At 37.2% G+C, this 21219-nt stretch carries 21 protein-coding genes and 4 tRNA genes; 21 read left to right on the top strand and 4 right to left on the bottom strand.

Features of this window, described 5'->3' with window-relative positions; genetic code table 11:
• Window positions 1-3: 3 nt before the first annotated feature.
• The 9 genes from tolR to RGQ13_RS08010 all read left to right on the top strand — a co-directional run bounded on the left by tolR (window position 4) and on the right by RGQ13_RS08010 (window position 5119).
• Window positions 4-426 (top strand): protein TolR, encoded by a 423-nt coding sequence (gene tolR / locus RGQ13_RS07970; protein ID WP_348393027.1) that lies wholly within the window; start codon window positions 4-6, stop codon window positions 424-426.
• A 3-nt stretch (window positions 427-429) separates the two neighbouring features.
• On the top strand, window positions 430-1422 hold the full coding sequence (gene tolA, locus RGQ13_RS07975) for a cell envelope integrity protein TolA (protein ID WP_348393028.1): 993 nt from the start codon (window positions 430-432) through the stop codon (window positions 1420-1422).
• A 17-nt stretch (window positions 1423-1439) separates the two neighbouring features.
• Window positions 1440-2795, top strand: coding sequence for a Tol-Pal system beta propeller repeat protein TolB (gene tolB, locus RGQ13_RS07980; protein WP_348393029.1), 1356 nt, complete (start codon window positions 1440-1442; stop codon window positions 2793-2795).
• A gap of 39 nt (window positions 2796-2834) precedes the next feature.
• Window positions 2835-3377 carry a peptidoglycan-associated lipoprotein Pal gene (gene pal, locus RGQ13_RS07985; RefSeq protein ID WP_348393030.1) on the top strand — a complete coding sequence of 181 codons (543 nt, stop codon included), beginning with the start codon at window positions 2835-2837 and terminating at the stop codon, window positions 3375-3377.
• A 208-nt stretch (window positions 3378-3585) separates the two neighbouring features.
• Window positions 3586-4338: a tol-pal system protein YbgF gene (gene ybgF / locus RGQ13_RS07990; protein WP_348393031.1), complete on the top strand. Its 753-nt coding sequence runs from the start codon at window positions 3586-3588 to the stop codon at window positions 4336-4338.
• Window positions 4339-4557: 219 nt separating this feature from the next.
• Window positions 4558-4633, top strand: a tRNA-Lys gene (locus RGQ13_RS07995).
• 56 nt (window positions 4634-4689) lie between these two features.
• Window positions 4690-4765, top strand: a tRNA-Lys gene (locus RGQ13_RS08000).
• Window positions 4766-4818: 53 nt separating this feature from the next.
• Window positions 4819-4894: transfer RNA gene (locus RGQ13_RS08005), tRNA-Lys, on the top strand.
• Between the two features lie 149 nt (window positions 4895-5043).
• A tRNA-Lys gene (locus RGQ13_RS08010) sits at window positions 5044-5119 on the top strand.
• Between the two features lie 200 nt (window positions 5120-5319).
• On the opposite strand, the gene RGQ13_RS08015 is transcribed toward RGQ13_RS08010, so the two are convergent.
• Window positions 5320-5607 (bottom strand): GIY-YIG nuclease family protein, encoded by a 288-nt coding sequence (locus RGQ13_RS08015; protein WP_348393032.1) that lies wholly within the window; start codon window positions 5605-5607, stop codon window positions 5320-5322.
• Window positions 5608-5926: 319 nt separating this feature from the next.
• Here RGQ13_RS08015 and RGQ13_RS08020 point away from each other — a divergent pair, with 319 nt between their 5' ends.
• Window positions 5927-6700, top strand: a complete 774-nt coding sequence (locus RGQ13_RS08020; RefSeq protein WP_348393033.1) for a hypothetical protein — start codon at window positions 5927-5929, stop codon at window positions 6698-6700.
• Window positions 6701-6750: 50 nt separating this feature from the next.
• On the opposite strand, the gene rrtA is transcribed toward RGQ13_RS08020, so the two are convergent.
• Window positions 6751-7344 carry a rhombosortase gene (gene rrtA, locus RGQ13_RS08025; protein ID WP_348393034.1) on the bottom strand — a complete coding sequence of 198 codons (594 nt, stop codon included), beginning with the start codon at window positions 7342-7344 and terminating at the stop codon, window positions 6751-6753.
• A gap of 216 nt (window positions 7345-7560) precedes the next feature.
• Here rrtA and RGQ13_RS08030 point away from each other — a divergent pair, with 216 nt between their 5' ends.
• The gene (locus RGQ13_RS08030) at window positions 7561-8151 is read left to right on the top strand and encodes a tRNA-uridine aminocarboxypropyltransferase (RefSeq protein ID WP_348393035.1); all 591 of its coding nucleotides are present in this window, start codon (window positions 7561-7563) and stop codon (window positions 8149-8151) included.
• Between the two features lie 10 nt (window positions 8152-8161).
• Window positions 8162-9925, top strand: coding sequence for a gamma-glutamyltransferase (gene ggt / locus RGQ13_RS08035; protein ID WP_405054179.1), 1764 nt, complete (start codon window positions 8162-8164; stop codon window positions 9923-9925).
• 107 nt (window positions 9926-10032) lie between these two features.
• On the opposite strand, the gene cysK is transcribed toward ggt, so the two are convergent.
• The gene (gene cysK, locus RGQ13_RS08040) at window positions 10033-11001 is read right to left on the bottom strand and encodes a cysteine synthase A (RefSeq protein ID WP_348393036.1); all 969 of its coding nucleotides are present in this window, start codon (window positions 10999-11001) and stop codon (window positions 10033-10035) included.
• A 183-nt stretch (window positions 11002-11184) separates the two neighbouring features.
• Between cysK and RGQ13_RS08045 the strand changes: the two genes are divergently transcribed.
• From RGQ13_RS08045 to ribA, 5 genes are all read left to right on the top strand, one after another.
• The gene (locus RGQ13_RS08045; protein WP_348393037.1) at window positions 11185-12030 is read left to right on the top strand and encodes an AAA family ATPase; all 846 of its coding nucleotides are present in this window, start codon (window positions 11185-11187) and stop codon (window positions 12028-12030) included.
• Entirely contained in the window at window positions 12030-13202 is a 1173-nt protein-coding gene (locus RGQ13_RS08050) for a vWA domain-containing protein (protein ID WP_348393038.1), read from the top strand. Before RGQ13_RS08045 ends, RGQ13_RS08050 begins: the two co-directional genes overlap by 1 nt.
• Before the next feature lie 60 nt (window positions 13203-13262).
• Entirely contained in the window at window positions 13263-14492 is a 1230-nt protein-coding gene (locus RGQ13_RS08055) for an RDD family protein (RefSeq protein WP_348393039.1), read from the top strand.
• A 66-nt stretch (window positions 14493-14558) separates the two neighbouring features.
• The gene (locus RGQ13_RS08060) at window positions 14559-14738 is read left to right on the top strand and encodes a hypothetical protein (RefSeq protein ID WP_348393040.1); all 180 of its coding nucleotides are present in this window, start codon (window positions 14559-14561) and stop codon (window positions 14736-14738) included.
• Between the two features lie 187 nt (window positions 14739-14925).
• Window positions 14926-15525, top strand: coding sequence for a GTP cyclohydrolase II (gene ribA, locus RGQ13_RS08065; RefSeq protein ID WP_348393041.1), 600 nt, complete (start codon window positions 14926-14928; stop codon window positions 15523-15525).
• A 130-nt stretch (window positions 15526-15655) separates the two neighbouring features.
• Here ribA and RGQ13_RS08070 read toward each other — a convergent pair whose 3' ends face one another.
• Window positions 15656-17971 (bottom strand): DUF5916 domain-containing protein, encoded by a 2316-nt coding sequence (locus RGQ13_RS08070; protein WP_348393042.1) that lies wholly within the window; start codon window positions 17969-17971, stop codon window positions 15656-15658.
• A gap of 273 nt (window positions 17972-18244) precedes the next feature.
• Between RGQ13_RS08070 and RGQ13_RS08075 the strand changes: the two genes are divergently transcribed.
• From RGQ13_RS08075 to RGQ13_RS08090, 4 genes are all read left to right on the top strand, one after another.
• Window positions 18245-18952, top strand: a complete 708-nt coding sequence (locus RGQ13_RS08075; protein WP_348393043.1) for a DUF599 domain-containing protein — start codon at window positions 18245-18247, stop codon at window positions 18950-18952.
• Window positions 18952-19338 carry a GFA family protein gene (locus tag RGQ13_RS08080; protein ID WP_348393044.1) on the top strand — a complete coding sequence of 129 codons (387 nt, stop codon included), beginning with the start codon at window positions 18952-18954 and terminating at the stop codon, window positions 19336-19338. The genes RGQ13_RS08075 and RGQ13_RS08080 overlap by 1 nt, the downstream gene beginning before the upstream one ends.
• 55 nt (window positions 19339-19393) lie before the next feature.
• On the top strand, window positions 19394-19909 hold the full coding sequence (locus tag RGQ13_RS08085) for a DUF2919 family protein (RefSeq protein ID WP_348393045.1): 516 nt from the start codon (window positions 19394-19396) through the stop codon (window positions 19907-19909).
• Between the two features lie 130 nt (window positions 19910-20039).
• Complete coding sequence (locus tag RGQ13_RS08090) at window positions 20040-21179, top strand: hypothetical protein (RefSeq protein ID WP_348393046.1); 1140 nt, start codon at window positions 20040-20042, stop codon at window positions 21177-21179.
• The last annotated feature ends 40 nt before the right edge of the window (window positions 21180-21219 follow it).

A 21219-nucleotide genomic window follows, 5' to 3' on the forward strand; every position in this document is an offset into this window, starting at 1 on the left:
AGTATGTACGTTCGAGTTAAACGTAAACGCGTAGCCGAAATCAATGTAGTTCCATACATTGATGTAATGTTAGTGTTATTGATAATTTTTATGGTAACCGCTCCTTTGGTCACCCAAGGGGTTAAAGTAGAGCTGCCCAAAGCTGACTCTGAAGCACTGTCACAAGATTCGAAAACACCTCTTGTTGCCAGTGTTGATATTGATGGTTTGTTTTATTTGAGTGTAGGCGACTCTAAATCTGAACCTCTTGAGCCTGATGAATTAGCTGTGTTAGTCAGTGCGCGTTTAGAAGTTGAACCTGACACTCCTGTAGTTGTTAATGGAGATGGTAACGTCCCTTATAACTCAATCATTCAATTAATGGTGTTATTACAACAGTCGGGTGTTCCTTCCGTTGGCTTAATGACCGAATCGCCGGAGCAATAATAAGTGTTTGCTGTATTTAAAAATGCTATTGGCAATTTAGTTAAAAAATGCATGTTGGTATTTACTTATTTACCTGATGGCAAAAATGCCAGACAGCAATATATCATTGCTATTTCGGCGGCTGTGGGTATCCATTTAATAATGGCCATTGTGTTAATGCTTAATACAGACTTTAGTCCCAAAGCTAAACCGACCCCTAAACCACAAATGCAGGTTATTGATGCTGTTGTAATTGATCAAAGTAAATTAAAGCAACAAGTTGATAAACTTAAAAAACAAAAACAAGCGATTAAAAAGCGTGAAGATGATCGTATTAAAGAGCTCGAACGTCGCGCTGATGATGCGGCTAAGAAACGCAAAAGAGAAGCTCAAAAAATAAAAGACTTAGAAAAGCAGCGTAAGAAAAAAGAAGCAGAAAAGAAAAAAGCAGATGATGCTGCAAAAACATCAAGAGCGAAAGCAGCAACTGAAGAGAAAAAACGTAAGAAAAAAGAGCAAGAGCGTAAGCAAGCAGAAAAAGCAGCAAGTGACGCAAAAGCTAAACGTTTAAAAGAAGAAAAAGCAGAAAAAGATGCTGCAGAAAAGCGTCGTCGAAAAAAACTAGCTGATGACAAACGCAAAAAAGAAGCCGCCGAACGCGCTGAACAAGAGCGTATGCTAGAACAACAAATGCTTGAAGAGATGGCATCTAGAGACTCAGCCCGTAGCCAACAAGTAATGGGTGAGGTACAAAAGTACAGTGCTCTAATTATAAGCACTGTAAACCGTAATTTGATAAAAGATGAGTCAATGCGTGGCAAAACTTGTACAGTTAAAGTAACTCTGGCTCAAAGTGGATATGTTATCAACGCAAAGGCTGGGAAAGGCGACAGAGGAGTTTGTGACGCTGCTATTAAAGCCGTTTATAAGGCAAGACAACTTCCGATGTCTAAAGACCCTGAAGTATTTAATCAGTTAAAAGATCTTAGTTTAATAATTGAACCTGAATTTAATTAATAGGTAATGAAGTAAATATGTTGAAAAAAATATTGGTTACATTAGCGCTTATATCGCTAATGATGTCAAAAGCAAATGCCGAGCTAGAGTTGGTTATCACAGGCGGTGTTAATACTGCTAGGCCTATAGCCGTATTACCTTTTACCTATGAAGGCACTAGTGCTTTACCGGAAAATATTGCTAAAGTGATCAGTGATGATTTGCTGCGCAGTGGTAAATTTAACCCCATTAGCACGATGAATATGCCACAAATGCCAACAACTGTCGCTGATGTTGATTATCAAGCTTGGGCAAATCTAGGTGTTGAAGCAATTGTGATGGGGAATGTTACTGAATCTTCTCCAAATAACTACCTCATATCTTTTAAACTTGTTGATATTATTCGCGGGCAAATGTCTGATGGAGAAGGGCGCTCATTAAAAAATGGTCAATTAGTACAAAGTAATGATCATGTATTAATTAATTCTAGCCCTAGTCAATATATTCCCGCTAAATTGTTTAGACCAAAAGCACATCAAATATCAGATAGCGTATTTGAAAAGCTTACCGGTGTTCGCGGGGCATTTTTAACAAAAATTGCTTATGTGATTGTGCGCGATAGTGGCGCTAAAAAATATCAATTAGTACTAGCCGATTACGATGGCTATAACGAACAAGTATTATTAAGCTCTTCTGAACCTTTAATGTCACCTACTTGGTCTCCTGACGGTACTAAATTAGCTTATGTCACTTTTGAACAACGCCAAGCACAAATATATATTCAAAATATTTATACTGCTCAGCGTGAGGTGATTTCAACATTTAAGGGAATAAATGGAGCTCCTCGTTGGTCTCCTGATGGTAAAAGTATGGCGATGGTATTATCTAAAGATGGTAATCCTGAAGTTTATGTAATGAATATTGCTACTAAAAAATTACGTCGAATTACCCGTCATCGAGCCATTGATACCGAGCCAAATTGGGCACCTGATGGAAATTCTTTAATATTTACTTCAGAACGGGGTGGTAAACCGCAGTTATATCGCGTAGATTTAGCTAATGGTAGAGTGAAAAGAGTTACCTTTGATGGTGAAATGAATCTTGGTGGTTCTTTTACCCCCGATGGGCGCCATTTGGTTATGGTTAATCGCACACAAGGACAATACCATCTTGCTAAGCAAGAGCTTGATTCGATGAATCCTGTACAAGTATTAACAAAGACAAGATTGGACGAATCACCAAGTATTGCCCCAAATGGTGGCATGATAATTTATAGTACTTTGCATAATAACCGCCAAGTATTAGGTTTGGTTTCTGTTGATGGTCGTTTTAAAGCTCGTTTGCCCGCAAAAAATGGGCAAGTGAAAGCACCAGCATGGTCACCATACTTATAATAAAAATAATTTAATTTTATATTCAAAAAAGGAAAGAAAATGCGTTTAAATAAACTTGTTAAAAGCATTGCTGTAGCACTGCCACTAATGGCAATGGCTGCATGTAGCTCAAATGACACAACTGAAGCTGAAGCAGAAGTTGCTGCTAACCAAGCTGCACAACAAGCACAAGCAGAGCAACAAGCTGCTGAAGCTGCCGCTGCTGCAGAAGTTGCTCGTTTAGAGCAAATTCAACAAGAAGAACAAGATAAGTTACAAGCTTCTAACACTATCTACTTCGACTTCGATACGTCTAAATTAGATTCTTCAGTAACAGACATTTTAAACATGCACGCTGCATTTTTAGTTAGCAACGCTAACGCTCGTGTAGTAATTGAAGGTCACGCTGATGAACGTGGTACTCCAGAGTACAACATCGCTCTTGGTGAACGTCGTGCTCAAGCTGTTCAAAAATATCTAGAAAACTCTGGTGTTTTATCGTCTCAAATTGAAACAGTTAGTTACGGTGAAGAAAAGCCTGCAATTAGTGACCGTACTGAAGGTGCTTTCGCTAAAAACCGTCGCGCTGTTTTAGTATACTAATAGACTGTTTATTTTTGATTAAACCAGAACACACACTGGTTTAAACATAAATATCTTAAAAAGCTTGTAACAGATTAAATTTATTAGAATATCAGTTAAATGAATTCTTAATATTTTAATGTGTTATCAGGCTTTTTTCTTTTTATATAAGTAAATATTTACTATCATAATTTTAGTAAATTAATAATTTTTGGTAATAGGATATTCAATGACATCGTATAAACTCATCTTCAGTTTAGCGGTAATGGCTAGTGCAAACACACTTGCGGCTGAGCCAGCCCCTGTTTTAGACATTAACGAACAATCTGTTCAAACTGCACAGCCAACAGATATGACAACGTTACAGCGTACATTACAGGTGCGTAACAATGCTTTAAACTCTATGCAGCAACAAATAGATGAGCTACAAACAGAATTAAGCGAGCTGAGAGGTGTTACCGAAGAGCAAGCCTATACCATTAGTCAAATTCTGCAACGACAACGTGAACTCTATCAAGAAATTGATAGAAGGCTAGCTGCTGCTGCTCAATCAGCACCGCAAGTGCCCGCTGCTGGAAATAACAACAATGTTAATTACTCATCTAACTTAACCGAAAATGAAGCTTATGATCATGCGGTGAATTTGGTGTTAAAACAGAAAAAATACGATCTGGCCATTACTGAATTTCAATCGTTTAACCAAAAGTTTCCTAATTCTAGTTATTCTGCCAATGCTCATTACTGGTTAGGGCAATTATTATTTAACAAAGGTAAGTTAAAAGAAGCGGGTACTGAGTTTTCAAATGTCATCAATAATTTTGAAAATTCATCCAAGCGCAGTGATGCAATGTTGAAATTAGGCATGGTTGAACAGAAACTAAATAACCCTCAAAAAGCGAAAACGATCTTTAATCAGTTGATAAAAGAGTATGAAGATTCATCTGCTGCGCAATTAGCCAAAGCTAGATTATCTAGTCTATAATTTTTTTAGTTTACTAAGAACAATGTAAGGTTATCGTTGGAGTACATTTTTTGAGCACAAATAATTACATACTTTGACGATAACTTGCTCTATCTGCTCTCTTTTTGCGCATACAAACTTATTTTTACAAAAAACTGAAATTTGTTGTTGCACTAATAATTATTATCAGTATCATATGCCCCGCATTGAGGCACCAACTTCAATGTTAAGAAACTATGGCGGCCGTTAGCTCAGCTGGTAGAGCAGTTGGCTTTTAACCAATTTGTCGAAGGTTCAAATCCTTCACGGCCGACCACTTCTTTTTTATTAAATTTTAATAGGAAAAGATAAATAGTTTTGAAAAGTTTATATCGGCCGTTAGCTCAGCTGGTAGAGCAGTTGGCTTTTAACCAATTTGTCGAAGGTTCAAATCCTTCACGGCCGACCACTTTCAACATAAGAATGTGGTTGCGATATAAACAATACAATATGAAATGAATTCGGCCGTTAGCTCAGCTGGTAGAGCAGTTGGCTTTTAACCAATTTGTCGAAGGTTCAAATCCTTCACGGCCGACCAATTCATTCAAATGTAAAATGAAACAAAATGATAGGTAGTTTGAGTATAAAAGAAAGTCGAGGCTTTTAACGTTTATACCCAAATGGGTCGAAGGTTCAAATCCTTCACGGCCGACCAATTCATTCAAATGTAAATGTAAACCCTTGTATCGGCCGTTAGCTCAGCTGGTAGAGCAGTTGGCTTTTAACCAATTTGTCGAAGGTTCAAATCCTTCACGGCCGACCACTTCTCTTATAGTGGTTATCCAGATACAAGAACTCATATCTCCCAGATTCGACAAACTTAAAGCCAGGGCTAAAAGTGACAGGTTTGTGACAGAGATGTTTAATTTCCAAATTTCAGAGCATACTCAGAAACAATTAACCACGTCATTGCGGCGAAGGCCGCAACCTCCTAAAACATGCTGTGGCTACATCTATATATAGCTAAATTATATCAGGGTATAAATCCCGCCAGTTTGGATTTGTTTTAGTTATCATTTTATTTTTCCACTCTCGATGCCATTGCTTTAATCTCTTCTCCCTTACAATCGCATTTTCCATATCATCAAATAGCTCAAAATGAACAAGTTTAGTTAAGTTGTATTTAGCGCTAAAGCCAGTAATAAGCTTTTCTTTATGTTGATATACTCGTTGAACCAAATTGCTCGTGACACCAATATACAAAACATTATTATACTTATTTGAAATGATATAAATTGCTGGCTGTTTCATTGTTGAATTCCTTTTCAATGATTGAAACTAAAGTGTAGATGAACATTTAATTGCTCGTATCAAAATTGAACAGAAGTGAATAAGGTTGTTTAAATCCACACTTTATCCTGAAGGAGGTTGCGGCCTGCGCCGCAATGACGGTGTGTTTTTTCTGATAATGAGCTCAAGTTCGAGTCAATAGAGCTATGGTTTCATAAAATACTGAAACAATACCCAACCTTAACCCTTAGTCCTTCATTCCTAGCTCCTCGTTTCTTTTTTAAATTTTATCAACTATAGTAATTTCAATGATTTAAATTACCAAACACTGGGGAACATAATGAAAAAAATACATTTAAGTTTATCTTTTATCTGGATTCTTTGTTTATTATCTTTTGGTTTAAAGGCTGCAGAAGAAAACACTACGCCTTTAACTGATGTATGGGTGATAACAATAGATAACGTTAATAAAAAAGCATTTGAACAAGCGTTAAAAGCGCATATGCAATATAGAGTTGATAAAGGAGAAAAACTTAATTGGGATGTATACACACAAGTGATTGGTGATCAATTAAATACCTATGCCTTGCGAGGTTGTTGTACCAACTGGGATAAAATAAGTGATCATAATGATTGGAGTAAAGCCGCGAAAACATCTAAACACTGGCATGAGAATGTCGTTAAATACATTAAACATCGTGAGCATTTTTATAGCAAAGCCGATATCGATAATAGCTCATGGGACACGACTAAAACATTTAAATATTTTTCAGTAGATACGCTTTACCCAAAACCTGGCGAAGGTTTTGAGATGCAAGCGTCTATTAAAGCTATAAGTGATGCTGCTAAACAAATGAAATGGCCTGAAAGTTGGTCTTGGAATAGTCGTATCGGTGGTAAACCCATGTTGCAGTTAGTTGTTGGCCATGAGAGTTATGCCGACATGATGCCGCAAGAGAAATCATTCTTCGTACGCTTGAGTGAGCAAATGGACTCAAAAGAGAAAGCACAAGAATTATTAGAAGAATATGGCGGAAGTTTTAGTGAAACAAACTATAGTGTTTGGGTGCATCGCAGAGGGTTATCGTCTCCGGAGACAATTTCGAAGAAGTAGTTATTCTATTTGGAGTTGAAAGGGGCTGTTGATCACAGCCTTTTATCGCTTTACCTTTTTGACCGCTTTTTAACAAATATTATGAACGGTAATATTAACCCGCCAACCGCGCCCCATAAATGTGCATCTATAGCAACAGAGGCATTAATTAACGCTTCTACATCAGCACTGGCGCCAAACACCTGTTCGTAAATGATTTTACCCCAAACACCAATTAATAAGAGGTAGCCCGATTTCCACCCTTTTTGAATATCACATATTGCGCCCCACACAAAAATACCATGTAGCACGCCGGATAAACCGACATAACGAGCCATATCAGGAACAAGGTAAAATATACCAAGGCTGCAAATAACTGCAGAAAGTAAAAATGACTCGCTATAGCTTTTATTGGTGTAATGATCGCCATGCAAGGCCCAAAGCATTGTTAAACCAGCCAGATTTAACAACAGATGGTTAAAATTTGTATGCAAAAAATGACCTGTTAGATAGCGCCAATATTCGCCATCGATAATCTTATTACGATCATAAATTAAGTACTCTGATATAGCGTCCGGTAGCAGGTAAACAACCACAGCGATAACGAAAATAGACAAAGGGATGGTAAATGCTTGCGAATTAAAAGGTAAAGACAACTTCAACATAGGAGGTATAATACGGTTAATTTTTTTTAGTAAACAAGCTTTTGCTCGCAGGTGTTATACCAGTTTCATTAAGTTTGTGATCTTGTTGTGCGTAGGTAAAATAAATCAGGGCAAGGCGCTCGATTGACCAATAGCTGGCTATTGGGATTGAGAGCAACGCCGACATGGAGTATTTTAACCAGCACAAGTGGGCAATAACTTAATGGAATTGGTATTATGAGCAGACAGTATTGCACAAGGTGTCAACGACCGCTAGTCACATGTATCTGTAAATTGTGCTCTCAGATTGAAAACGATGTGAGGGTGGTTTTTCTACAACACCCTAGTGAAGAGAAACAAGCCAAAGGTACCGCTATGCTAGCGCATTTGAGTTTGCAAAACTCTAGCATAATCATTGGCGAAAACTTTAATGAAGATGAAACATTAAATAACATCATTAATGATGACGAAAATAATGTATTGCTTCTTTATCCAGAAGCAAGCTCACTCGTTGCGAATAAACTAACTGATACTATGATAAGTAAAACTGTCATTCTTATACTTGATGGTACGTGGAAGAAAGCCTATCGCATGTATCAGTTGTCGACTAATTTGCATCGCTTAAACAAGATCACTCTGGCAAATGATATAAAAAGCCAGTATGTTATTCGCAAGCATCATAAAGACAGTGATGTATCTTCTTTAGAGGCCTGTGCTCATGCACTAGGTGCTTTAGAAGGTAACAATGTTAAATACACGGCATTACTAGAAAGTTTTACTAAATTTAATCAATTTCAATTATCACTTGCTAACAAAAATAAAACCTAAAGGAACTCACGTGCTCAATAAGCTTAAACTACTTACTCTTATCCCTTTGTTGCTGGCAACAACAGCTTGTACCTTTGAACAATCAAACAGTACAGAAATTCGTGAAGATAGAGAGCCTGAAGCTGCAACAGGAATTCAAAATTCGAAAGCTGTTGTCGGCAAAAAACACATGGTTGCTGCGGCAAACCCATATGCGAGCGAAGCTGGGTTTAATATTTTAGAACAGGGCGGTAATGCGATTGATGCAGCAATTGCCGTACAATTAGTACTAACCTTAGTTGAACCCCAATCGTCAGGCATTGGCGGTGGCGCATTTATTTTGCATTTTGATAATGCCAATAAACAATTAACCACCTTTGATGGCAGAGAGGTTGCACCTGAACATGCCAGCCAAGATCAATTTTTAAATGAACAGGGTAATCCTGTACGTTGGATTGATGCGGTTGTTGGCGGTCGTAGTGTTGGTGTTCCTGGAGTATTAAAAGCTTTAGAAGATGCCCATAAAAAACATGGAAAATTACCCTGGGAAGTGTTATTTGATGATGCAATTAAGTTAGCAGAGCAAGGGTTTGTAGTATCCCCTCGTATGGCAAAGCTTGTATCAATGGCGTTTAATCCAGGTATTAAAAAATTACCTTCGGCAAGTAGCTATTTTTATCCAAACGGGAAAGCGCTTACTGCCGGAACCTTACTTAAAAATCCAGCATTAGCAAAAGTATATAAAGCCATCGCAGAGCAGGGCACTACCGTATTTTATCAAGGGTGGATTGCACAAAGCATTGTGAATGCTGCTCAAAACTCTGCAATAGCTCCTGGTCGCCTTTCGTTACCAGATATGGCAAATTACCGTGCTACCGAAAGTAAAGCTGTTTGTGGGGCATACAAGGTTTATGACGTATGTGGTATGCCGCCACCAAGTTCCGGCGGAATTGCGGTAATTCAAATATTAAAACAACTTGAACAACATGATTTGGCGCAATACGCAGCTAATGAAATCAATGCCTTGCATTTGTTTACCCAAAGTTCACGCTTAGCTTTTGCTGATAGAGCAAAATACATTGCCGACCCTGATTTTGTAAAAGTACCTGTTGAGCAGTTAACTGATGCAAATTACCTAAACCAACGTGGGCAACTTATTTCACTAGAAACTGATATGGGCAGTGCAGTTGCTGGGGAGTTTGAAAATACGGCAAAACTTGCTAATGATAACGCTATTGAAATGCCATCAACTTCTCATGTATCAATTGTAGATGCTCAAGGTAATGCAATATCAATGACAACCAGTGTTGAAATGGCCTTTGGCTCAGCCGTATTCGTTGAAGGTTTCTTGTTAAATAATCAACTTACTGACTTTTCATTAGCACCTATGATAAACAGTGTTCCCGTTGCTAACCGCCTAGAGCCATTTAAACGCCCTAGAAGCTCAATGGCACCTACTATGGTGTTTAATCAAGATGGCAGTCTTCGATTGGTTGTTGGCTCGCCAGGTGGCAGCCGAATTATTAACTATGTAGCGCAAACTATGATTGGCGTACTAGATTGGCAGCTTGATATACAATCGGCTATCGATTTACCTAAAGTTACTAATCGTAATGATGCAACTACTTTAGAGAAAGGTACTGATATTGCTGCCTACAAATCAAAACTTGAAGCGATGGGGCATAAAGTATCTGTTAGAGACTTAAATAGTGGCATTCATGGTATTGAAGTATTTAACGATAAATTAGTAGGTGGTGCAGATCCGCGTCGTGAAGGTAAAGTTTTAAGTAACTAAAAATTAGAAACGAGAAACGAGAAACGAGAAACCAGAAGCTAAGAGCTAAAACTAGGGTCAGAGTCAGGTTATTATCAAATAACCTGACTCTGACCCTCATATTTTAATTACTGTGAAAGTTCAGCGTCAGTAAATGTATCTGAAAACAGTGGGCTTGTTAAATAACGCTCTGCCGAGCTTGCTAATATAACTACAATATTCTTATCAGCATTTTCCGGTTTTTCAGCTAAACGTTTAGCTGCTACAACTGCAGCGCCTGATGAAATACCGGCTAAAATACCTTCTTCTTTCATTAAACGATGCGCCATAGCCATTGAATCATCATTTGAAACGCGTTCAACTGAGTCGATAATTGAAAGATCTAGGTTACCAGGAATGAAACCTGCACCAATGCCTTGGATTTTATGTGGTCCAGGTGTGAGTTCTTCGCCTGCTAATTTTTGGCCTATTACAGGTGAATCTTCAGGCTCTACCGCAACTGATTGAATTGCTTTACCTTTAGTATTTTTAATATAACGACTAACACCGGTAATAGTGCCGCCTGTACCAACACCAGCAACAAAAATATCTACTTTACCTTCTAAGTCATTCCAAATTTCAGGACCTGTTGTTAGTTCGTGAATTTCAGGGTTTGCCGGGTTATCAAATTGGCCTAAAATTAAATATTTACTTGGATCTTGTGCTTTAATCTCTTCCGCTTTTTCAATTGCGCCCTTCATGCCTTTAGCGCCATCCGTTAATTCTAGCTTTGCGCCTAATGCGACAAGTAATTTGCGACGCTCTAAACTCATGGTATGCGGCATAGTTAATATTAAGTCATAACCTTTAGATGCGGCAACAAACGCTAACGCAATACCCGTATTACCACTTGTTGGCTCTACAATAGTAATACCTTTAGTAAGCGTGCCTTTTTTCTCGGCATCCCAAATCATATTCGCGCCAATACGACATTTCACACTGAAGCTAGGGTTTCTCGCTTCAATTTTGGCGAATACATTACCACCAGTTACATTGTTTAGTTTTACTAATGGTGTTTTACCAATAGTATCTGGATTATTTTGAAATAAGGTTGTCATGGTTAAGTCCTTTGAAATTCGGTTAAATCGCGTTAAGATTCGCTAAATAATTAGTTAATTGTAGTTAAGACTACACCGTTTTCATATTTTCGAAAGTAACAGAACGATATAACTAATAACTGTTTGTTTTATTGTAGTTATTACCATTTGGTATATCACAATTATTAAATTTTCAAGGATCCCATGAGTACATTTAAAGGCACCAAAAATTACATCGCTAGCCAAGACCTACAACTTGCTGTAAACGCAGCTATTGCGCTTGAAAAACCATTATTAATTAAAGGTGAACCAGGTACAGGTAAAACTATGCTTGCAGAAGAGTTGGCTGATGCATTAGGTACCGATTTGATCCAATGGCACATAAAGTCGACAACGCGCGCGCAACAAGGCTTGTATGAATACGATGCCGTTTCTCGTTTGCGCGACAGTCAATTAGGCAGTGAAGGTGTAAAAGACATCAGTAACTATATAGTTAAAGGCAAGCTTTGGCAGGCGTTTACTGCTGAAAAACGTCCTGTATTACTTATCGATGAAATTGACAAAGCCGATATAGAGTTTCCTAATGACTTATTATTAGAACTCGATAAAATGGAGTTTTATGTGTATGAAACTCAAAAGAAAGTTGTTGCTAAACAACGTCCAATTGTAATTATTACCTCTAACAATGAAAAAGAGCTACCAGATGCTTTTTTACGTCGTTGTTTTTTTCATTACATTAAGTTTCCAGAAAAAGCTGAAATGCAAAGTATTGTTGATGTTCATTTTGATGGGTTAAAACAAACTCTATTAGATGAAGCGCTGGCTGTATTTTTTAACCTTAGAGAAATCCCTGGTTTAAAGAAAAAACCATCAACGTCAGAGCTTATTGATTGGTTAAAGCTTTTAGTTGCTGAAGATATTCCTACTGAAGTGCTGCATGAAACCAGTCAGAAGAAATCTATCCCTCCATTACATGGCGCTTTATTAAAGAATGAGCAAGATGTACATTTATTTGAAAAACTCGCCTTTATGCACCGTGGTGAGCGTTAATGCTGTTAGATTTCTTTATCAAGCTGCGTGAGTATCGAGTGCCTTGCACCTTACGTGAGTTGCTTGATTTACTCGGTGCGATGAAAAAACATGTAATATTTTGCTCTATTGATGACTTTTATACTCTCTCACGGGTGATATTAGTTAAAGATGAAAGTCATTTTGATAAATTTGATCGGGCTTTTGCCAACTATTTTGAAGGCGTAGCAAATGTTGAGTTAGATCTATCTGGCATTCCAAAAGATTGGTTAGAAAAACGCTTTGTTAAGCATTTAAGCGAAGAAGATAAAGCCAAAGTAAAAAAACTTGGTGGCTTAGAAGAGCTAATGAAAACGTTGAAAGAGCGTTTAGCTGAACAAGAAAAGCGCCATCAAGGCGGGAATAAGTGGATAGGTACAGGCGGTACCTCACCGTTTGGCGCTGAAGGCTATCATCCCGGAGGTGCTCGTATTGGTCAAGATGGCAATAGAAATTTCAGCGCGGCAAAAGTGTGGGATAAACGAGAATTTAAAAACTTAGATTCAAGTGTCGAATTGGGCACTCGTAATATTAAAATTGCCTTAAGAAAGCTGCGTCAATTTGCTCGAACGGGGGCAGTGGAAGAACTTGACTTAGACCATACCATTCGAGCTACAGCTAAAAATGCTGGCTACCTTGATATTAAAATGCAGTCTGAGCGACATAACGCAATAAAAGTGCTGATGTTTTTTGATGTTGGTGGTTCAATGGATGACTATATTAAAGTGTGTGAAGAGTTGTTTTCAGCGGTTCATACAGAATTTAAGCATCTGGAATACTTCTATTTTCACAACTGTGTGTATGAACACGTCTGGCATGACAATGGCCGCCGTTATCAAGAGACACTCGATGTATGGGATATCATTCATCGTTTCTCAAAAGATTATAAAATTATCTTTGTCGGAGACGCTACTATGGGGCCATATGAAATCGCCTACCCTGGTGGCAGTGTAGAACATTGGAACGCAGAGCCGGGTAGTGTGTGGCTAGAGCGTATGACCACACATTTTGACAATTGTATTTGGTTAAACCCACAACCATTAAAATATTGGAATTACTACCAGTCAATTGGTTTAATGAAACAATTAATGGCTAATCGAATGTATCCGATGACAATTGAAGGTTTATCGGCAGGGATCAAAGAATTACTATAATCTCACTAATAATAAAAATTGCTCTAAACTCTTAATAATAAAGAATTAACAGGAAGTTTGATGAGAAACATCTTTGCGAAAACTAAAAAGAAACTAACGTTAGACGAAACTCAAGAGATCATTACGCCCTTTGCTTTTAAATTTAATGATGATTTATTTGGTACTGCAATAGCTAGCCCTTGGAAGCGTGGCATAGCAATCTCGATTGATTTTTTACTTATTGCAGCATTGAGCGGGGCGGGTGGCGAGTTACTAGCGATAGCATTTGCGATCATGGCATTCAGAGTTGGCAGTAAGAGCAGAGCCGAGCAACAAGGAAAAGTGAAAGGACGTAAACGCCGCGCCATTATGAGATTTTTAGGCGCGATAATAGTATTAGTTTTACTTTTAAACACCTTACCACCGTTAGTACAATCTTTATTTGGTGACGGTACAAATGAATATAGTGAAGAGCAGTTAAAAGAATTAAAAGAAAATGGGGTTATTGCCATAGGCGATAAAAATGTAAATGTTGGCACTGCGATAAAAATGGCTGGGTATGCCATTAAAACCATTAAAGCTGCAGAAGAGCATAACTGTAATGACTTACCATGTTGGCAAGAGGTGTTTAATGAAGTTCCAGATCATGCGGTTGAACTCGATTTAAATGCTACACAAGCAACTGGCTTATTCAAAGATGTAAGTGACTCAACGGAATTACCTGAGACTGAACAAAAACAACTGTTAGCGCACTTTGAGCAAAAGTTTCAAACATTGCTTGCACAAAAGCAAGTATTAAATCAACAAGCCGATGCTGTTAATAATGATGTTGCTCAACAACCTAGAACCGCTAGCGAATATTCTGAAAAGTATGATAAAAATTATTCTGGTTACAATGTTACACCAGAAGTCTCGGCTAAAGAAAAGAAATCAGAACGACCAATTTATTCAATCATTGAACTGATCAAAGGTATCTTTAATGATTTAGGTTTAGGAGTTGGTTGGGCGGCATTTTACTTTACTGTATTTACTGCGCGCTGGAATGGCAAAACCCCTGGTAAACGCTTAATGAATATTCGAGTATTACAGCTAGATGGAACTCCGCTTTCGATGTGGGATAGTTTTGGCCGCTTTGGTGGATATGCTGCGGGCCCTGCAACGGGGTTGCTCGGTTTCTTACAGGTGTATTGGGATCCTAATCGACAAGCTATTCAAGATAAAATATCGGCAACGGTAGTTATTGACGAGAAGAAAAAGGTAGCGCAAGAAATTATTGATGCAGCAAGGGAAAAATATGAGCAAATGGTTTAACTAATTGTAAATTATTGCCTATGCTTTAAATAATTAATTTTATCAATATTTTAAATGGAGATAATTATGAATAAACTGATCATGTTTTGTTTATTTAGCGCATTTTTAACTGGCTGTGCATCATCTGAAAGTAGTTCATCATCTTCTAGTTCAGCTAAAGCAAATAGTGCTCCGACTGATGAATGTGCTACTCTGGAATATCTTGCAAGGCAGCAGTGTTTAACGGAAAAGATGAATGCCGGCTAATTATCTGAAATGCCACTTAGCTAATAAACACCAATTCAGTTCCTGACGACCGTCAGGATCTCGTTTTGAGTTTAGCTCCTGAAACTTTTTGCTGGGTATTTTTCTTTTCAGCTTTATAAAATGCTTGATATTGTAAATTTTGCCCTAACTATATAAACGTTCATCAACAGCTAATTAAGTAGTAAACATGGCTAAAGTACGTACAAGAATCTCTTTAAAAGTTGGCTCAAACAGTCACATTCCTGCAGAAATGATTTCATTTAACCAGCTTGCTTCTGATAAAGAGCATGTTGCCTTGGTGTTTGAACAAGCTGATCAATCTCAACAAGTACCATTGGTTAGAATTCACTCTGAATGTTTAACTGGTGATGTATTTCACTCTTCCCGTTGTGATTGTGGTGAGCAGCTTGATGAAGCTATTAACCAAATGGCGACAGAAGGGGGAATTATCCTTTATCTTCGCCAAGAGGGGCGTGGTATTGGATTATATAATAAGATTGATGCATATAAGCTTCAGTCTGAAGGTATGAATACTTATCAAGCCAATAATCACTTAGGTTTCGGTGATGACCTTAGAGACTTTACTGAAGCTGGACAAATGCTTGAAGCATTAAATATCAGTCGATTAAAGCTAATGACCAATAACCCGAAAAAAGTAAAAGCTTTGAATGATTATGGTCTAACCGTTGAACAAGAAGTCAATACTTCAACTCATATTAAAGACGGTAACGAAGATTACTTAAAGGCAAAGATAGACAATGCCGGACATAAGTTAACCCTTAAATAGCAAATGTCGCTTACCACTTAAGGTTAGTTGTTTATACCAAGTCCATTAATTATCTAATAAACTGCTGTAGAAAATTAAAAATTTGGTCTCGTGATTAGAGGCCATTTCAATTAAATGGTCTCTTCTTCAACTACATCCAAGCATAACTAAGCTTTAAAAATGCGGTACGTTGATTCTGTTTTATCTCTTTCTTTTCGCCAATAAAATCATTATCAATTGAGTTATCGGAATAACCTAAAAAGAATACCGTTTGCGGGTTTAACTTATAGGAATAAAGCAGTTGAGTGGAAAGGTTATCATGATAATCTGAATCAATAATAATGTCAGGGTTATTATTTTGGTTGTAATCAGTTGCATTGTAAACCATGGTTAAGCGCAAAAAACTATTTACATTAAATGCATAAGTTAACCTGAAGTCAGTAATGTTTTCACGATAAACAAAATCGCTTTCAGCTTCTAATTCTGCATACACATGCATTAATTCTAGCTCTAAATGAGTGGTAATATTCCAAGTAAGCTTAGGAGCAAACTCAATTAACTCACCTTTACGATCATTGGTATAATCAATAGCATCACCTATTCGACTTGAAAAACCCAACATAAGATCAGCTCTTGGCTGCATATCCATAAACAAGTCTAAATAATCTAGCTCAAATAAAGTGGTATTATTATCAATTGCCGTTTGGTTGGTGTCATAACGAAGACCCACCTGCTCCTCGTGCGAGTAGACTGCATCAAAGATAGATTGCCATGGCCCCCACACTGTATAGCTTACGGATGAACGTTCATTAATTAAGTCACCATCATCATTGTGACTTGTTTGAAATTCGCCGCCAAAAATCATTTCAGACCAAAGCGTGTCATCGAAATAGACCGTTCGATTAACTGTGGTGGTAAATTCGTTATAGTCAACTTGTGGTAAATAGCCTAAGTCAGCTCTAAAGTCTTCACCTATGGCTTTATATTGGGTTCTTAGCGTCCAATCTTCACTGCTGTGTTCAAATTCAAGTTTAAATGCTTGATCTGTGAATGCGCCTTCATTTTTGTTGATCATTGAAGATAAATAACATTCATCCTGTGCACCCGAATTAGGGCACCATTTATCATAAAGCTCTATTGGGTATTCAGTATCAGACGTTAGTACTTGAGCAATTAGCGTATTACTTACTGACATTTTATACTTCACATCAATCGCATTTACATAATTGTGATAATCATCAGCACTTCTTAACGTTGAAGTTAAACCAAATGATAAATCTTCGTTTACATCATATCGGTAACGTAAGGCACCAGAATAACTTTCATCAGAAATATCATCAGGTAAAGAATATAAGTTCCCCGGCAAAATTAGGCTGGTGTAATTGTCTTTGGTCATGAAAAAACCAAAGGTCTGTTTACCAAGTTTTCCTGTTACTTTAGCGCCGTAGTCTGGATCGGTAACATTTCGGGTATAAACTAAATTCAGTGGGCTTGAAAAGTATTCTGAATTATCTAAAAAGAAGGTTCTTTTTTCATCAAAAAATAATGCCGAGGTCTTATTAACGGCCAATTGACCTGCATCAGCCTCTACGTTAGAGAAGTCAGGGTTGATAGTCGCATTTAACATAACGTCAGGCGTTATTCCCCAACGCAGGTTTAGGCCTACTTCAGCGTCATTATCTGACTGCCAATCCTCATCAGCATATACGTCACGCTCTTCATCTACTTTGGCCACGATTGATGGTGTAATTAACAGGTTTTCACCTATTTTAGCTTGTTCAAAGCCTTGCATCTCTGCCATTTGACAAGTCCAGCAAGGGTTATCACGATCTAAGGGAATGTTTGAAATTCGTAATACTTTGTCTCTTGGGTAAAGCCTTAATAACTCGATGCCCCAAGTTTTAATATCACTACCTTCTTCAAAATTAAGCTCTCGATAAGGAATGGCAAATTCTACTTGATAACCATCAGTAGTAACTTTGCCTGCAGCATCCCAAATACCATCCCAAAGATCGCTATTTTGCGAAGTCATCGCATTATCAATACCATCATTTTGCACGCCATAAGGATTTACGAAAAACTTATAAGCTAAACGATGATTGTTAAATGTATCTAGTTTTATGCCAACAATATCATCAGAAAAAGCATCGTCACGATCGCGAATAAATGCTTGAATATTTTCAGGGTTAGGATCTTGAGCTTTAAATGCAAAGTAAATGTGGCTGCCATCTTCAAAGATATAGGCATCAGTTTTTACTGGGCTGGGAGTATTTTCATAAGGGTAGTTTACAATGTTAACTTCAACATGTTTTGCTTGCTGCCATACAGGTTCATTAAGTTCGCCATCAAAAGTAATGACTGCTTTAATGTTTGGTATGTTAATGGGCTCAGCTAGAGATGGGAAAGCAGCACTGCAAAGTAACATTAGCATGGCTAATGCTTTTGCGCTCTCCCTGGGCAAAATCATGACTACTTCCTATGTTTGCATTTATTTTTATTTTTTTAGGGCTAAATATATTTATAACCCTGCATTGTTAACAACCATTAACACTCTTTTTATAGCGTATTTAAAGACTTACTGTCAATGATATTAAGTGATTAACGCTAAATTAACGTAAGGTATATGCATCGTTGTGGTTAAATTAATTTTATCTAAATAGTGATTAATTTATGGATAATATAAATTGAATAGGCATAATAAAATTATCTAATTACCCATCTACAAAAATTTGGATAAATTTTGTCATTAACCTTTGTTGATTTTATTGCATTAGCACTATTTTTTATCTGTTGGATTGGTTACACCCAATTTGCTCGGGTTAAAGCAAAAAACACTCCTTGTTTATCAAGAGTATTACATCAACATAGAATTCTTTGGATGCGTCAAATTCTTGATAATGATGTTCGTGTTTCGCATGCCGCATTACTGTCTAATTTAGACCGCCATGTTGCTTTTTTCGCTTCTACCACATTACTGATATTGGCAGGTGTATTAACACTGTTTACCCAAGTAGAAAATGTAAATGAAGTGTTATCATCAATTCCTATTGCAACAGAGCGCAATAATGTAGCGATTCAAGTCAAACTTAGTTTATTAGGTATGATATTTGTTATGGCATTTTTTCAGTTTACTTGGTCTATGCGCCAATACGGTTTTTTAAACATATTAATAGGAGCAGCTCCTGTTGCTGAGAAAACCACAAATCCAGCGTTACTAGACTACGCAAAACAAATGGGTGTAGTACAAGACCAAGCAGGGCACGCTTATAATTATGGTTTACGATCATATTACTTTTCACTCGCCGCCCTAAGTTGGTTTTTTCATCCTTTATTGTTTATTACTTCCAGCCTTGCGGTTGTCTACGTATTGTTTTACCGCGAGTTTAAGTCAAGGGCATTAAAGGCAATAAAGTTAGCAATTCAAGACTTGGGCTCTGAGGATATATGATGAGAAAACTACAAGGTGGCTGTCATTGTAAAAAGGTTCGCTTTGAAATTTTAGTGGAACAAACCCCGTTTATAACAAACTGTAATTGCTCAATATGTTCGATGACCGGCTTTATCCATTTAATTGTACCGGGCAATAAATTTACTCTGCTCAGTGATGAAGATGAATTAAGTTGTTATCAGTTTAATAGCAAAATTGCTAAGCACTTCTTTTGTAAAACCTGTGGGATAAAACCTTTTTATGTACCGCGCTCAAACCCAGACGGCTATAGCGTTAATGCTAAATGCTTAGATACAAATGACTGGCAACAATGGCCGATAGAAGATTTTGACGGTCAAAACTGGGAAGATAATGCCGCCTCACTTGCGCACTTATCCAAATCGTAAAAGTATGAAGCTTGCAGCCATACAGCTTTAACATTAACCAAAAGTAGATTTCGCCGTGCACCCTTTAGCTAACTATTCAATCAACGATTTTGACAAACATAATTGCTTGAAACTTTCTTTCATTTTTTATTTTATTTTGGCTTTTTTACTCAGAGGATATGCCATTGGTATAATGTCGTTAAGTAATTTACGCGACAAATTAAGTTTGATCCAATGGGTATACTCAGATTCAAGTCTGTTTTATTTAAGTTTAGCCACAGGTATTCCAGGCCTTATTTTGCTAATTGTAATTTTTGCTCGAAAGCCTAAAGCTAGTCATTGGATACAAACGTTATGGCCAAAATTTTTACTGTTAAGCAGCATAGCTATTTGCGTGGATTTAAGTTTTTATTGGGGCCAGAAGCTTTTATTTGGTCAAGGGAAATTGAACTGGTTAATAGTACAAACAATTATTGGTATAGGTTTATTGGTGCTAGCGAAAAAAAGCAAACGGGCGCAAATTAACTTAGAGGAATTTCCGCAAGAAATAGATGACACACCAAGAAAAGTAAGGCCAGAACAAGCTAAGTAGTAATATTAACTTAGAAGCAACATTTCAAAGTGTTTGCTATTAATTATGACCTAAACTTGAATATATAAGACCAGTATATGTTGGTTGATTTTGACATCATCTAGTCGTTTTTACCCATTTAGTGAGTTTTATGTCTTCATACCTAATGCGCGTTATTCTAATTCCATCATCGGTATTTTTGTCGGTAATGTTTGGTGGTGCGTTTGGCTCTGGCCAAGAAGTGGTGCAGTTTATGTCAGGCCACGGCCCTTATGGTGGTATTGTTTCAATGATCACCATAGGCTTAGTTTATGCCGTTTGTTTATTTCTCTGTTTTGAATTTGCACGCAAGTTTAAAGCTTATGACTACCGAAGCTTTTTTAAGGTTTTATTAAATAAAGGCTGGTTTTGTTACGAGATTTTGATCATGCTTGGTTTAGTTGTTGCTTTGGCTATATGTGCTACTGCCGCAGGAACCATTGCTAAAGACCATTTTGGCTATGAGACTATTTATGGTAGTGCTGTATTATTAGTTATTGTGGTCGTACTGAATTATTTAGGCCGAAAATACGTAGAAAGCTCGATGATTTATTCGGTTGTTGCCTTAGCTATTATACTCATATACCTATTTTTCGATGTGATGTTAGATGATAATTATCGTAATATCATAGTTACTAAATTTGCTGAAGACACATTAACCCAGCAAACATTTCTAGATTCTGTTTTTACAGGCTTAAAATACGGATTCTCTAATGCTGGTTTTATTCCTCTGGTACTTTACTGTGCCATTCAGCTAAAAACACGAAAAGAGGCATTTATAGCAGCTTGTATCGCTGGCTATGTAGCAATATCACCAGCAATATCTTTTCATACTATTTTTATGATTGGCTACCCAGAGATAGTTGGCCAGGAACTACCTAGTTACTGGATATTAGAGCAAATAGAATCTGCCTTATTCATCGATCTTTATGTAAGTGTCGTATTTATCATGATTGCACAAACTGGTGTAGGCTTATTACAGGGCTTCGTCGAGCGAATTGATTCATATAACATAGAGAAACGTGGTAAAAAATTATCTGGTTTCGGGCATGCACTTGTATCAACGGTGTTATTTTTTGCCAGTATTTGGCTTGCCAGTATCGGTTTGATGGAATTAGTCGCTAAAGGCTACACATTTTTCTCAGCGTCCTTTTTTATATTCTTCTTTATTCCTTTATTTACTTATGGCTTATATTTGATTTTTTGTAAAAAACATCAAGTAAGTGAAGAGCTTGTTACTAATAAAATATAGACTGACTTATTTTAACGGTTGCTTTAATTTCAATTTATAG

Origin of the sequence: Thalassotalea psychrophila (assembly GCF_031583595.1) — a bacterium.
Taxonomy (GTDB): domain Bacteria; phylum Pseudomonadota; class Gammaproteobacteria; order Enterobacterales; family Alteromonadaceae; genus Thalassotalea_A; species Thalassotalea_A psychrophila.